The sequence below is a fragment of the Psychrobacillus sp. AK 1817 genome (genome assembly GCF_008807035.1).
Lineage (GTDB): Bacteria > Bacillota > Bacilli > Bacillales_A > Planococcaceae > Psychrobacillus > Psychrobacillus faecigallinarum.
The window spans coordinates 1622574-1635634 of record NZ_CP031739.1 but is presented as its reverse complement, the minus strand read 5'-3'; the positions used below and the strand labels follow the sequence as shown (position 1 = coordinate 1635634).

At 32.9% G+C, this 13061-nt stretch carries 12 protein-coding genes; all 12 read left to right on the top strand.

Annotation, left to right across the window (positions count from 1 at the left end; all coding sequences use genetic code 11):
- Window positions 1-1185: an O-antigen ligase family protein gene (locus D0S48_RS08225; RefSeq protein WP_151111182.1), complete on the top strand. Its 1185-nt coding sequence runs from the start codon at window positions 1-3 to the stop codon at window positions 1183-1185.
- On the top strand, window positions 1182-2402 hold the full coding sequence (locus tag D0S48_RS08220) for a lipopolysaccharide biosynthesis protein (protein ID WP_151111180.1): 1221 nt from the start codon (window positions 1182-1184) through the stop codon (window positions 2400-2402). Before D0S48_RS08225 ends, D0S48_RS08220 begins: the two co-directional genes overlap by 4 nt.
- A gap of 86 nt (window positions 2403-2488) precedes the next feature.
- On the top strand, window positions 2489-3802 hold the full coding sequence (locus tag D0S48_RS08215) for a nucleotide sugar dehydrogenase (protein WP_151111178.1): 1314 nt from the start codon (window positions 2489-2491) through the stop codon (window positions 3800-3802).
- A gap of 298 nt (window positions 3803-4100) precedes the next feature.
- A complete protein-coding gene (locus tag D0S48_RS08210; RefSeq protein ID WP_144540349.1) occupies window positions 4101-4664 on the top strand; it encodes an acyltransferase in 564 nt (187 codons plus the stop codon).
- A 177-nt stretch (window positions 4665-4841) separates the two neighbouring features.
- Entirely contained in the window at window positions 4842-5969 is a 1128-nt protein-coding gene (locus D0S48_RS08205; protein ID WP_151111176.1) for a DegT/DnrJ/EryC1/StrS family aminotransferase, read from the top strand.
- A gap of 252 nt (window positions 5970-6221) precedes the next feature.
- Entirely contained in the window at window positions 6222-7277 is a 1056-nt protein-coding gene (locus tag D0S48_RS08200; RefSeq protein WP_191963894.1) for a sugar-transfer associated ATP-grasp domain-containing protein, read from the top strand.
- A gap of 916 nt (window positions 7278-8193) precedes the next feature.
- A complete protein-coding gene (locus D0S48_RS08190) occupies window positions 8194-8670 on the top strand; it encodes a DUF2628 domain-containing protein (RefSeq protein WP_151111172.1) in 477 nt (158 codons plus the stop codon).
- Window positions 8671-8831: 161 nt separating this feature from the next.
- Window positions 8832-9257, top strand: a complete 426-nt coding sequence (gene fabZ, locus D0S48_RS08185) for a 3-hydroxyacyl-ACP dehydratase FabZ (RefSeq protein WP_151113754.1) — start codon at window positions 8832-8834, stop codon at window positions 9255-9257.
- A gap of 382 nt (window positions 9258-9639) precedes the next feature.
- The gene (locus D0S48_RS08180) at window positions 9640-9981 is read left to right on the top strand and encodes a hypothetical protein (RefSeq protein ID WP_191963893.1); all 342 of its coding nucleotides are present in this window, start codon (window positions 9640-9642) and stop codon (window positions 9979-9981) included.
- Window positions 9982-10386: 405 nt separating this feature from the next.
- Window positions 10387-10809 (top strand): hypothetical protein, encoded by a 423-nt coding sequence (locus D0S48_RS08175; RefSeq protein WP_225321718.1) that lies wholly within the window; start codon window positions 10387-10389, stop codon window positions 10807-10809.
- Between the two features lie 349 nt (window positions 10810-11158).
- Window positions 11159-11668: a MepB family protein gene (locus D0S48_RS08170; protein WP_151111168.1), complete on the top strand. Its 510-nt coding sequence runs from the start codon at window positions 11159-11161 to the stop codon at window positions 11666-11668.
- Window positions 11669-12234: 566 nt separating this feature from the next.
- Window positions 12235-13032 (top strand): phosphotransferase enzyme family protein, encoded by a 798-nt coding sequence (locus tag D0S48_RS08165; RefSeq protein ID WP_151111166.1) that lies wholly within the window; start codon window positions 12235-12237, stop codon window positions 13030-13032.
- Window positions 13033-13061: the final 29 nt, after the last annotated feature.

Sequence of the window (13061 nt, the reverse complement as noted above, 5' to 3'; positions counted from 1 at the left end):
ATGGTGAAAAATAAATCAGATGATCAAAAAATAAGCATAGCAATAATGGCATCCTTTATAGTTCTTACTATACAATATTTTCTTCTGATTTATTTTAATCTTATTGGGACTGCAGCGGGCTCAGGAGTACAACTGATATCGAAAGTACTAGTAGGTGTATTGTTTTTGTATGCCTTACCTGCAGTGCTAAAAAGAAGCTTAGGGAAATTTATAGGAGTATATTTTGTAGCTATTCTCATCTTTCTTTTAAATTATTTATTTTTCCCTCAAAATCATTTCTATTTAAAGCAGTTAATATTCCCGTTATTTGGAATGTGCTTGCCGGCGTTTATATATACGATGAGCTTAAGAGATTTTGAGATTTTTAAGAAAGTGATGATCAAGTCAAGCTATATAGTATTCTTTTTTGGAGCATTATTGGGTCTCATAATAGTTTCAGGAAATGCAACTGCCGGTTCCTATAGTATGGCTCTTTCCTATTATATGCTACTGCCAGCAATTCTTTTTTTAGATAGTCTGATAGATAAATATTCCAACAAGGCTCTTCTTTTTTCTTTAATATCTATTTTTGTTATTCTAGCCCTTGGTTCAAGGGGGGCGCTATTATGTATTGTTGTATTTATTGCGTTAAAAATGATTCGTTTGATCTTTCAGATTTCCTATTCTAAAGTCTTTTATAACCTTTTAGTAGTGGTCAGTCTAGTTTTCTTAAGCCTCAATTTAGATAAATTATTTAATATGCTATATGAAATATTAAATAAATACGACATTAATAGTAGAAGCATAAAACTATTTTTGAGCGGTGAAGTACATCTAAGCGGTAGAGATTACATATATGAAAATCTAATAAAGGCTGTTATGAACAACCCCTTCCTAGGACTCGGACTAGGGGCGGATCGGCGGATTATTGGTAAAGAGGGAGGATATGCACATAATTTCTTTCTCGAGATGGTTGTTAACTTTGGTGTAATAGCTGGAGGTATAGCAATCCTTATCATCTTGTTTTTATTAGTAAGAAGTCTATTAACAAAAAATCTAAATAACTATTTTTTAATAATCATTTGGATTGGTTTAGGGTTTGTCCATTTAATGATAAGTAGTTCCTATATTACGGATATTAAGTTTTGGATTTTATTAGGTTTACTTATCAAACTAAATTTAGAAAACGGTGAGAGATTAACATGAAAAACAAGAAATTTCTCGTGGATTCCCTATTAAATATTATATCAGCTGCTCTACCATTACTTATCCTACAGCTTGTATCCTATCCTCTAATCGCAAAAGCTTTAGGAGGAGAAGAATACGGGCTAATAATAACACTAATCAGTGTGTTTACGGTTGTGAGTTTTCCATTAGGTAATGTATTGAACAATATACGTTTATTGAAGGATAATGAATACAAGGAAAAAAACGAAGAAGGAGATTTTAATCCTTTACTGGTAGGTTCTTCTTTTGTAAGTATTCTTCTAATTATTGCTACTTCCTTCTACATAGACTCCAGTTTAACCCTTCTGGATTATCTATTATTAAGTCTGATAACTGTTGCATCAATTTGGAAGGAGTATTTAGTAGTAACTTTCCGATTAGTTTTGAATTATAAAGGGATTCTTTTAAATAATATCTATATGAGTGTCGGTTACCTAATAGGTTCCATCATATTTTTATATTTTGAAAGCTGGCAGATTATCTATTTCACCGGACTGCTATTTAGCTTAATCTATATTTTTCGTCACACAAGCTTACATAAGGAAAAGTTTAAATTATCTGCTCTATATAAGGACACTGCTTCAAAAGGTGTATTATTGTATATAGCCAATCTATTGAAAAATGTTCTTTCATATGCTGACAAATTAATCTTACTTCCTTTGCTAGGACCTGTTAGTGTAGCTATTTATTATAGCTCCACTATTCTGGGGAAAATTATTTCGATGATGATTAACCCAGTTAACTCTGTCATTTTAAGCTATTTAGTTAAGGTAGATAATATTAGTTTGAAAAAAGTAATAAAAATGTTTAGTATCTCTTGTGTATTAGGTGCAGTCGGCTATCTTGCAACTGTTTGGATAAGCCCATACTTCTTAGGCTTTTTCTATAACGACTGGGCAAAAGAGTCGCTAGAGTTGGTTTATATTACTACAGCTACTGCTATTATAAGTGTGCTATCTACAGTAGTTCAGCCATTCAATCTTCGTTTTAACAAAATTAGCTGGCAAATTTACATGAGCGGACTTCATTTAGTCGTTTACGTTTCGGCAGCCTATTATTTTTACAAGATAGGTGGATTGAAAGGATTTACATTTGGTGTTCTTGTAGCAGCAGTGTTTAAGCTAATTATGCAGTTAAGTGTTTTTATGCTTAATTATCGAAGAAGCAAAACAGTTAAAAGTTCCAAAGGTGGTTAAGTCCAACCTAAAGGACTTCCAAAATTGGTACTAAATAAATTTACATAAACAAATAAAAAACGGTAGAAGAAAGTAGGACATAGAAGATGAAAAGAAAATTATTAGACAAGATTGAAAACAAACAAATTACAGTAGGTGTAATAGGGCTAGGATATGTTGGACTTCCATTAGCTGTTGAAAAAGCGAAGGCGGGCTTTAAAACAATAGGCTTTGATGTTCAACAAGAAAAAGTGGATATGGTCAATAAAGGACAAAATTATATTGGAGATGTAGTTGAGACAGAATTATCTAGTATAGTTGAATCTGGCTTGCTATCAGCTACCACCGATTTTAGTCATATAAAAGATGTCGATTTCATTGCTATTTGCGTTCCAACTCCTTTAGACGAATATCAACAACCAGACGTAAGCTATCTGGAAAGCTCTTCAAAAGAAATAGCTAAGTATCTTACAAAAGAAACGATGGTTGTCCTTGAGTCAACAACTTACCCTGGAACAACAGAGGAATTAATTAAACCAATTTTAGAAAATGCTTCTGGCTTAGTTTGTGGAACTGATTTTTACTTAGGATTCTCTCCAGAGCGTGTAGACCCAGGTAATTTAGTTTACAAAACAAACAATACACCGAAAGTAGTTGGTGCAATTGGAGAAGAAGCTACAGAGGTTATTGCAGAAATGTATCGTGCAGTTTTAAAAGGAGAAGTAATTACTGTTTCCTCTCCGGCAATTGCAGAAATGGAAAAAATTCTTGAAAATACATATAGAAATGTTAACATTGGGCTTATAAATGAGCTTGCGATGTTAAGTAATAAAATGGGGATTAATCTATGGGAAGTTATTGATGCAGCTAAATCTAAGCCTTATGGTTTCCAAGCGTTTTATCCAGGTCCAGGGTTAGGTGGTCATTGTATCCCTCTTGACCCATACTATTTGTCATGGAAAGCTCGTGAATTTGGTTTCCACACATCAATGATTGAATCTTCGATGATGGTTAATGATCGTATGCCTGAGTATTGTGCAGAAAGAGTAAGTAAAATCTTGAACAGAGATAGAAAACCTATGAATGGATCTAGAATTTTAGTGCTAGGTGTTGCTTATAAGCAAGATATTGAAGATTTTAGAGAAAGTCCGGCTATTCGAGTAATTGAGGAGTTAGAGAAAGAAGGAGCAGACGTAGTTTACTTTGACCCATTTGTTCCTGAATATCGTGAAAATGGTGAAGTGAAAAAAGGTGAACCTGAGTTAACTGCTGAATTACTAGGTAATGCAGATCTAGTAATCATAACAACAGCTCACACAACTGTAGACTATGACTTTGTTCAAAAACATTCTAAAGTGATTTTTGATACAAAGAATGCTATGAAATCTATCACTAATAGAGAAAATGTAGAATTATTATAGTTAAGTTTATTTCATAAATAGCAGTTTACCAATTAAACACGAACATCTTTTCTTTGTTGATTGGGCGGCGACTCTGGGGAGATGAGTGAGCCAGATAAGACATCACAAACGCGCGCGGTGATGGCTTATCGATCACTCCGCCGAAAGCGGCCGACAAGAACGTCAATTATATTATAAGAAGAAAAGCATGTATATATCATAGTGCCTTCTTGATTGTTCGTGTTTTTCATAAAAACAGGAATTATGAAAATGATTCAATTTTAAAAGATAACTGTATTTACGATATGGAGGCCTGAACATGAATTTCTATGTACATCCGAGTAGTTACGTAGACGAAGGTGTTATAATCGGTGAGGACACAAAAATTTGGCATTTTAGTCATATTCAAAAAGGCGCAAAAATTGGTGAAAAATGTTCTTTAGGTCAAAACGTCAATATTTCTAACAATGTCCAAATAGGTAATGGAGTGAAGATCCAAAATAATGTTTCCATTTACGAGGGTGTAGAGTTAGAGGATTACGTATTTTGCGGACCATCGATGGTTTTTACAAATGATTTGACTCCTAGAAGTAAGTATCCTAAGGGAGCAGAAGGATACAAAAGAACGTTAGTTAAATACGGTGCTTCGATTGGGGCAAATGCAACTATCGTGTGTGGTAATACGATTGGTCGTTGGGCAATGATTGCTTCAGGAGCGGTAGTAACCAAAGATGTACCTGATTATGCTTTAATGACAGGAATACCTGCCAAACAAAAAGGTTGGGTTTGTGAATGTGGGCATGTACTGAAAAATGAGTTAAAATGCATCGAATGTGAAAGAGAGTATAATCTTTCTAACGGGGTTCTAACAGAAGCTAAATAAAATATAGTTAAATATTTAGGCGACCAATTTTAAGTGTGTGGAGTGATAAGTTACCCTGCTGAATTTGTCGCCTGTAGTTTTAACTAGCCAGATGACTAAGGATATTTTATGATGATAAAATAATCCCTACCAAATTCACTAAAGTAACGACTATTAAGAATAGAAAGCTGGGCTATCATGGAATTTAGAGATTTAAAAACTCAATATCAAACATATAAAGAGGAAATTGATACAGCAATTCAGAAAGTGATTAGTAATGCAAACTTTATAGGTGGCAATGAAGTAAAAGAACTAGAACTACAATTATCAAAGTATACAGGAGCCAAACATACTATTACATGTGCTAATGGAACAGAGGCATTATCTCTTGTTTTAATGGCCTGGGGTATTAAAGAGGGAGATGCAGTATTTTTACCTGATTTTACTTTCTTTTCAACAGGTGAAGTAGTTTCATTTGTTGGAGCTACTCCCATTTTTGTTGATGTAGATAGAAACACCTTTAATATTGATACGAAAAAACTAGAACAGGCAATCATTAAAACAATGGAAGAAGGAAAACTATCTCCAAAGGTTATCATTCCTGTAGATCTATTTGGACTTCCAGCTAATTATCCAGAGATCTTAAAAATTGCTCAAAAGTATAATCTTTTAGTTTTGGAAGATGGTGCTCAGGGCTTTGGTGGAAGCATTGATGGAAAAAGAGCTTGCAGCTTTGGTGATGCGGCAACTACTTCCTTCTTTCCAGCTAAACCATTAGGAGGCTATGGAGATGGAGGAGCTATCTTTACTGATGACGACAATTTAGCAGAGTTGTTACAGTCTCTAAAAGTACATGGAAAAGGAAGTAATAAATACGACAATGTAAGAATTGGTGTGAACTCGAGATTAGATACTATCCAAGCTGCCATTCTTCAAGTCAAACTAAAAGCCTTTGATAAGCATGAGGTTACAGATGTCAATCGTGTAGCAAGTCATTACAATGAACGCTTAAAGGATGTCGTTGAAATTCCTTATATTCCTGAAGGCTATGTTTCTAGTTTTGCTCAATACACGATTAAGCTTAAGAATAAGACTGAACGAGATAATCTCCAAAACAAGCTAAAAGAAGAGAATATCCCAAGTATGGTCTATTACGTAAAACCAATGCACAAACAAGAAGCATTTGAAAACTTAGAGTATATAGAAGAAGATTTCATCGTAACAAATGAGCTATGTGATACAGTACTTTCCTTACCGATGCATCCGTATTTGAGTGAAGCGGAAGTCGATCAAGTTTGTAAAGTTATTAAAGAATTTATGAGTTAAAATCATGAGCAGTCGAAGTAATTCGACTGCTTTTCTATACTTGATAAAGATCTAATTGGAAATTATTATTTGCTGATTTAGTTTCATCAATTTAGATAAAGAAACAAAGAAGAATATTACTGGTCAAAGAAGTTAATGTACATCTGTCACGCAATCAACCAAGTAATAAATATTAGTACTTCACTGAACAAGTGTACTATCTATGAAATTAACACAGCTATTTATTTAATTCAAAAAGGTGGATGTGCTTTTATGATAAAGAATAAAGCGATTAATCTATACCGTCAAACTAATATCTATCGTACTTTTATGAAGAAAAACTTAAAATCCTCTGTGAATAAAGGAATTAGTAAGAAAATCAATTTTTCTAGAAAAGGTTTCTTAAGTGAGTCTGCGATAATTTATAATTTTACTAAAAATGATCCGAAAGAGTACTTATCCGATATCCAACGATTAAATACTAGATACTTAAATAGCCCCTATAGTTTTATTTTAGATGAAAAGTTAGTGTTCGAATCCATGTACAAGCAACATATTACTATTCCTAAAAATATTAGTTTAATTGAAAAAGGAAAGTTTTTGTGCTTAGAAAATGAGGAAAAAATTGATTCGGCATTAAAAATTTTAAACTACTTAGATAAACATAATGCCTGTGTTATTAAGCCTATACGCAATGGCGGTGGATATGGGATTTTTGTTTTAAAGAAAATCAAAGAAGAATATTACTTAAATGAAAAACAAGTAGATGAAAAAGAATTAGAAAAAGTAATTTCTAAGTTGCACAATTATGTAGTGAATGAGTTCGTAGGACAAAGTAATTTCAGTAAGGAGTTTTATCCAAAGACTACTAATACTATTAGAATCCTAACTATGATAGACCCAGTCACTAACAAACCTTTTATACCTATAGCTGTTCAAAGAATGGGGAACTTAACATCCATTCCTGCTGATAATTGGACGCAGGGCGGTTTAAGTGCAGCGATTGATCTGAATAGTGGAGAGTTAGGCGAAGGTGTGACGTATCCTAAAAACGGAAAACTAGAATGGTATAGTGAACACCCAGAAACTAAGTCTAAAATTAAGGGAAAGATAGTTCCCCATTGGCATGAAATTAAAGAAAGTATATTAAATGCAGCCTCTCTCTATCCATATATTAAATACGTTGGTTGGGATATTGTAATTACAGATGATGGATTTTCTGTACTTGAGGGAAATAATTTTAGTGACGTAAATTTATTACAGGTCCATCGACCATTACTAAGCGATGAAAGAGTATCAAAATTTTATAAATACCATGGAATCATATAGTAATGATTTCCGCTTTCATTTCTTTCCTCAGGATGAATAGTTTAAATTTATTAGAAAGAAAATAAAGATGAGGTCACAGAAATCATAAATTCTGTGGCTTTTTTATATTTAAATGGAAAGTAAGTTTATAAAAACTATTAATTGTATCTAGTACAAGAAAGATGACAAAGCTTGGTGGGCCATATTGTATATGGTTGGGAACAGTAGATAGCTTAATGCGGTAAAGAGACATTGACAGTCTGGGGATAAAGTAAGGGCTACACGAAGCCGACCACAAAAATTGTGAAGCATTGTTAGTTGAATTGACGAAGATTCTAAGTGAACAATGACTAAGACAAAATTATATCATAGGAAAATCGTTTATAGAAAAAGAAGCAGTTATTTTGGTAGTCTAATTAGCTGCTTCAATTAGATTAGTTTTTAGAGTTAAACTCAAACCGTTTTATATAATTACAACCCTCACAAGCCATGCCGAGTTGTTTATTAGTTTCTGGATCGATAAAATAATATTCATTATAGCCACAAATTTCACATTCTTTTATGTGTAGAATTTTTCGAGGCCCAATCTCCTTGTCTAACTTAGAACGAAAGTCTGATAACAATCTTTACACCCCTTCATATAATCTCTTTTATTTCCCTTATAATTCGACAAAAATCTTGTGCATTTAATAATATTTTGTGCATATATTCGACGAAATCATGTCTTTTACTTTCAATTTTATCTTACAAGAAAATTAATCAGGAAAAATAGAAGTTTAAAAAATATAGATTTCATATTTTGTGATTCTTTTCATAAATAAATTCATAAAATTAACATTTAAATAGATTTTTGTGTTTATGAAGTGGTGAAAATAGGTATAAAAGAAATGGTTCAAAAATATAATGAACATTAAAATTATAATGGGGAGGTACACAGGTGGTCAACAAGAATTTCCCAGAGATAGAAGAGAGGTTGCTAGGGGCTTATGTTGGAGCTAAAAACAGAGAGTATTATTTTAATAAATGGGCGAAGAGTGCTCAATCTTGGAACTGGGCAGCTTTTTTCCTTTCTTTTTTATGGCTAGGCTATCGTAAGATGTATTCCTATATTTTCATGGTGATTGGTATTTTCCTTTTGTACGACATAATCATTGTTTTTAGTGGATTTGAATTTGGTATGGATAGCACGATAGGTATAACAGTATCTGTTATTTGTGGGCTATTAGGCAATTATTTATATCTAATGCATGCAAACAAGGAAATAAAAAAAGTTACTGAACAGAATTCAGCGAGTATGGAAAATATTCATGCAGAGCTCGAAAAGCGTGGGGGAACTAGCTGGCTAGGGGTGCTAGTAGCTTTTGGAATGATAATTATGTATATCATACTAGCAGCATTTATATATGGAGTTTAATAAAATAATACTTTCGTAAAAACCGATGCAGTTACGTTACTGTGCATCGGTTTTGTCGATTCTAATACATAATGATTAATATTGAAATTTATAGTATCAACTATTAGTAGTAAGTGCTAATATAAATGGTAAAAGTATTACTAGGAGGAAAGAGTTTAATGATATTAGACATTCAAAAAATTAAAGAAGTAATTAGACATCGCTATCCATTTCTTTTAGTGGATAGAATTTTGGAATTAGAAGAAGGAAAACGAGCAGTTGGTATAAAAAATATTACTGCTAACGAGAATTTTTTTAACGGACATTTTCCGGATTATCCAGTGATGCCAGGTGTATTAATAGTGGAGGCATTAGCTCAAGTAAGTGCAGTTGTAATGTTAACAAAAGAAGGGAACGAAGGACGATTAGGGCTTTTAGCAGGTATAGATAAATGCCGTTTCAAAAAGCAAGTTAAACCAGGAGACCAACTTAGGCTAGAAATCGAGATTACAAGATTAAAGGGTCCTATAGGGAAGTGCAAAGGTATAGCAACAGTCGATGGAGAACTGGTTTGCGAAGCAGAAATAACATTTGCATTCGGTGATTAATAAATACTACTTCAGAAAAAAAGAGGGTGAATATAGATTCAAGCAACGTAAAAATGGATCCTTGTAATAATCCCTAACTATAAGGACACTTCATTCGGAGTGAATTCCGTTTTGGTAAATACTAATAGCTATGTTAAAGGCTAGGGTTGTTTTTCGTGAAGCGATTTTGTTTGTGAAATGTTACCAAACGACGCTTTGGGAATGTTATAATGATAACTTTTGAAACTTTTATAATTGAATTAACGTAAATATAGTAATTATTTATTTTAGGGAAGGGATTATTATTTTAGTTTATTATTTTATGTTTGGCTTAGGTGTGTTATTCGTTATAGGTACATTCATTTCTATAATGCTAATGTATGTAAATAGAGAAGTGGAGTTTTTGCCGACAATTAAAACACTTGGAGCTTTTCTAATGGGACTTCTACTTTTGTGGGTGACCATTCCAAGTCTTAAATATGTAATTACGAAAGACTTTGATGTTGTTAATAGCAAATGTACGATAGAAATATCTTCATCTGGTCGTTCTTCTGATTCGACATTTAATATGATTGATACAGATGATCAATTTAGTTTCAGTGAGATTCCTGAACTTGATGCTTATGGCAAATCAATCCCTTATTACTGTGAGATTACGGTGACCAAAGACCATATGTGGGAAATGGATTATAAAATTTACGATTTAAAAACAAGAAAGCTAATGGATTCACGCACAGATGAGTAGCTTTTTCTTTCAAAAAATAAGAAGAACAATTATACATACGTAGCTGAAAAAAACGTTCCCAAATAAAAGTTTGAATACATATAACCTCTTAGAATCTTGATTTTACAGCGTTCTAGGAGGTTTCTTTTTGTTTAACTTTAACAGCTTTTTATGCAAAGTCGTTTGACGACGGATACCCTCAAGACTTTCTTTATGCTTCACTCCTAGAGTTGTGAACTTTTATTGGATTGTGAAGATTTCGACTAATATAGAGAATGTACAATAGAAGAGGATTAGTTAAGATTGTGAAACATTGTACTTAAACTAACGTGTCCTTTACTTCAATAAGGAATAAAGCCTTTTCTTATTGAACTGAGAGGTATTTTTACTGAATAATCAAAAAATAATTTGAAAAGGGAGATGGAATTGAAAACACGATATTTTGTTCAATACTCCAGTGTTAGTATGATTAATAGTTTTCTCATCCCAGAGGAACCTTTTACATCTATTAGTATTGGAATTAGAGATTTAGAAACCGATTTTATTTTCACATTAGTTCAAAATATGTTTAGTTTTCCTATTTTCGTTGTTTTGGAAAACGATATTTTTGAACAAGGGAAGAATATCATTTTGGAAAGAAACATCCCTTCATTTAAATTCTCTTCTGACGGTTTTATTTTCAAAATCGATTCGTTTGATACATTGGAAGCAATTTGTGACATAACAGTTGATTTAGCTTTGAATGCGTGTTTATTTTCTACGGACAAGGGCTTTTTAAGGAAGATTTGGTTCCATCGAGGCAATGGAATAAACCTGTTGAATTTAAAAAACTCGATTTTCAAAAGGTAGAAACATTTATTGATGTAAGCGAGGTTGGAATTAATATATTTAGCAAAAACAATAAGTTCAACTCGCCTAGAAAAGTTTCACACTTTATATCAGCATCCTACTCTCTCGATGTAGAGAGTAGCGACATATAAAGACAAATAACTGACTATTCTTGGGGTGTTATTGGTGCTATAGTTAAGCATGACCATAATTTCGATGGTCTATTTTTAAACTCAATACATTAGAGATGATTTCACCGATACAATGTGAAATGTTACACTTAAACTAATGGTGCAAGTTAGTTGCAGAGTGTTGTTTAACTTGTATTCAACCATCGGGTTCGATTGTTGAAAATTTGAGGGGTGGAATTATGAATGATTTTTATACAGCATTAAATTATGTAAATAAAATGATTTACGAGCGAAATGACTTAACTGTAAAGTCGGTTCAAGAAGAAAAGCAAAATTCTAAGTATGGTGCTGGTACATTTCGGTTATCTTCGAGAACTGTTCGTTTCAGAGTAGCCAATATAACCCCCACCAAAGTAGGGCAGTTTGTTGCATTTTGGGAAAAAGATGAAAATAATAAAAACCAACCCTTTACATATGACGAATCACCTGATTTATTAGTTATAACTACTTTTAAAGGTGATAGTGAGGTTGGGCAATTTATTTTTCCAAAAGAAATTCTTTTCAAACATAATATTCTTAGGTCCAGTTCAACAAAGGGAAGAATGGCAATAAGAGTTTATTCTAGCTGGGATAAACCGACTAGTGAGCAAGCGATGAAAACTCAAAAATGGCAGTTGCCTTATTTTGTTGATATGAGTGATCCGAGTGAATTACCCATACAGAAAATAATTGAACTGTATTCGCTTTAACCCTTTGCAAACGGACGCTATTGTATAATAAGTGTCTTTATTCTTAATCAACTAACAGGTGCTTTAGCAAAATCTGGCCATCCTTTCGATGGTCTATTTTTATGTCCAAAATATTAAGTTGATTCCAGATGTGCAATGTGAAATGTTACACTTCAACTAACGCAGCAGGTTAGTTGAATAAGAAACTTTTGATGGGTTTGTTAAATAATAAATGTTGGACACTTTGGAATTATTGCGAGGAGACTGAAAACTTTAACAAATAAATTAAATTCTCTTTACAATTTCAGTATCTTTAGTATTATCTAAAATAGAGATGTAAATAAAGGGGAATCTATATTACACATGTGGAATAACTTGAAATGATAAGTTAAATGGATACAGACAGTTGCGTTCCTTGAGTCTTAAGGATACGTTTATTTGTTGGTCTGAAATCATTCAAGGGCTACATGGTGTGGACAATATAAATTCCTATTGCCAAGCAGATACCTTTGTATCTGCTTTTATTTATGGGTAAAAATACATCTCTATTGACACAATCATAGAGTCCCTATATTGGGGGAATTTTAATGAAAAGTCAGTTCGAAAACGAAGAAATGCTATCAGGTGGGAATGTCTCAAACGTACATCGATCGGGAGATACTGTGCGTCGAGACTTAAAGGAAGATAGTGCCAAAATTCATAAAGTATTAAAACATTTGGAGAATAAAGGTTTCAGTTGCGCACCAAAGTTTTTAGGTATTGATGAAAAAAATAGAGAGATATTATCATTTATTGAAGGAGAAGCTGGTAACTATCCTTTAAAACGATACATGTGGTCTGATGATGCTTTAAAAGAGATAGCGAAAATGCTTCGTTTATTTCATGATGCTGTGAGTGATTTTCCAATCGAAGAAAATTGGCAACCAATCGATAACACACCTCAGCCATTTGAGGTGCTATGTCACAATGATTTTGCCGTCTATAACATTATTTTTAATCACGAAAAGCCAGTAGGGATTATTGATTTTGATCTAGTTGCACCTGGTCCAAGACTTTGGGATATAGCTTATGCTCTTTACACTTGCGTTCCATTGAGCAGACTTTGGCATGCTGAGACATACGAGGCTGTTTATTATGATCCATCAAAAGATGCTGAACATACAAAACAAAGGGTTAAATTGTTTTTTGAGTCTTATGGTATTGAGGGAATGGAAAAAGGCTTTTTAGAAATGGTATTGCTACGAGTTGAAGGCTTATGTAAAACCATACAAAGGAAAGCTAAAGAAGGAGATATGGCGTTTCAAAAGATGATCGATGAAGGACATTATGAACATTATCAAAAGGAACTTGAATTCATCCGTGAACATGGAAAAGAATGGATTTAAAGTAGTATTGAAATAAATAATAGCGTTAA